At 73.2% G+C, this 2,142-nt stretch carries 1 protein-coding gene; it reads right to left on the bottom strand.

What is annotated here, in order from left to right; genetic code table 11:
- Positions 1–2,142, bottom strand: a 2,142-nt coding sequence (locus tag JT362_RS35260; RefSeq protein ID WP_260196302.1) for a type I polyketide synthase, incomplete at both ends; no start/stop codon positions are given.

The following is a 2,142-nucleotide window of genomic DNA, read 5'->3' as shown; positions in this document are numbered from 1 at the left end:
CCAACGCCGACGCCACCTCACCGGGATCCACATCCGGGTGGGCGCGCACCCAGTCCCGCAACCGGCGAACCTGACCCGCCAGCGCCTCAGGCGAACGAGCCGACACCGACCACACCACCGGCCCCGACGCAGGCACCTCCTCCGATGGCGCCTCCTCCGACGGCGCCTGCTCCGACGGCGCCTGCTCCGACGGCGCCTGCTCCGACGGTGGCTGCTCGATGATGACGTGGGCGTTCGTGCCACTGGCCCCGAACGCCGAGACACCGGCCCGGCGAGGACGCTCCACCGCAGGCCAGTCACGCGGCTCGGTCAACAACTCGACGCCGCCGGCGGACCAGTCCACCTTGGACGTGGGCTCGTCAACGTGCAGCGTCGCCGGCAACCGGCCGTGCCGCATCGCCATGATCATCTTGATCAAGCCGGCCGCACCCGCCGCCGCCTGCGCATGTCCGATGTTCGACTTGACCGACCCCAGCCACAGCGGCTCGTCGCGGCCCTGGCCGTAGGTGGCGAGGAGCGCCTGTGCCTCGATCGGGTCGCCGAGCACGGTCCCGGTGCCGTGCGCCTCGACGGCGTCGACGTCGGTTGTGGACAGTCCGGCGTTCGCGAGAGCCGCGCGGATCACCCGTTCCTGCGACGGCCCGTTCGGCGCGGTCAGACCGTTGGACGCACCGTCCTGGTTCACGGCGGAGCCGCGTACCAGGGCCAGGACGCGGTGGCCGTTGCGGCGGGCGTCGGACAGGCGCTCGAGGACGAGCACGCCGACGCCCTCACCCCAGCCGGTGCCGTCGGCGCCTGCCGAGAAGGAACGGCAGCGGCCGTCGACGGACATGCCGCGCTGGCGGGAGAACTCGACGAACACGTTCGGGGTGGAGTTGACCGTCGCTCCCCCGGCCACGGCCAGCGAACACTCACCGCGCCGCAGCGACTGCGCCGCCAGGTGCACCGCCACCAGCGACGACGAACACGCCGTGTCCACGGTCAACGCCGGACCCTCGAACCCGAACGAGTACGCCACCCGCCCGGAGACGATGCTGGCGGAGGTGCCGAGACCGAGGTAGCCGGCGAGGTCGGGGCGGGACTGCGAGAGGAACCCGTAGTCCTGGTGCATGATGCCGGCGAACACGCCGGTGTCGGTGCCGCGCAACGAGTTCGGGTCGATGCGGGCGTGCTCGATCGCCTCCCACACGCCCTCCAGCAGCAGCCGTTGCTGGGGGTCCATCGCCAGGGCCTCGCGCGGGCTGATCCCGAAGAACCCGGCGTCGAAGTCGGCGACGCCGTCGACGAACCCACCGGACCGGGAGTGGCTCGATCCCACCGCGTCCGGGTCCGGGTCGAACAGGGCGTCGAGGTCCCAGCCGCGGTCCGTCGGGAACCCGGACACGGCGTCCCGGCCCGAGGCCACCAGCTCCCACAGCTCGTCCGCCGACGTCACGCCGCCGGGGAACCGGCAGGAGAGCCCGACGACGGCGATCGGCTCGTCGTCGGCGATCGCCGTCACCGGGCTCGCCGGGGCGGCGGGGGCGCTGGGCTGGAGCCGGTCGAGGACGTAGGCGGTGAGGGCGTGCGGGGTGGGGTGGTCGAAGACGAGGGTCGGGGTGAGGGTGAGGCCGGTGGCCTGGCCGAGCTGGTTGCGAAGGCGTACCGCGGTCAGGGAGTCGAAGCCGAGGTCCCGGAAGTTCGTCGTCGGGTGCACCGAGCGGAGGTCGGCGTGGCCGAGGACGTCGGCGGTGATGGTGCGGACCAGCTGCTGGACGTGGTCGTGGTGCTGGTGTGGCGGCAGCGCGGCGAGTTCCGCCGGCAACCCGCTCGCGGCCCTGGTGGCCTTCCTGGTCGGGCGGAGCAGCCGGTGCAGGATGGGCGGCGCGACGTCCTGGCTCAGCGCGGCGGTGTCGAGCAGGGCCGGGCAGTAGTGCGCGCCGGGGGCGGCGACGGCGGCGTCGAGGTGTCGCAGGCCGGTGACGACCGGCAACGGGAGGATGCCGAGGGCCGCCAGCCGGTCGTGGTCGGCGTCGGTGAGGTGACCGGTGAGCTGGGTGTCGGTGTGCCAGTGGCCCCAGGACACGGCGGTTGTGTTGGTGCGGTGGTGGGCGAGGGCGTCGAGGAAGGTGTTGGCGGCGGCGTAGTTGGCTTGTCCTGGCC

Origin of the sequence: Actinophytocola gossypii (genome assembly GCF_025165815.1) — a bacterium.
GTDB classification, from domain to species: Bacteria; Actinomycetota; Actinomycetes; order Mycobacteriales; family Pseudonocardiaceae; genus Actinophytocola; species Actinophytocola gossypii.
This window is presented reverse-complemented; position numbering and strand designations above follow the sequence as displayed.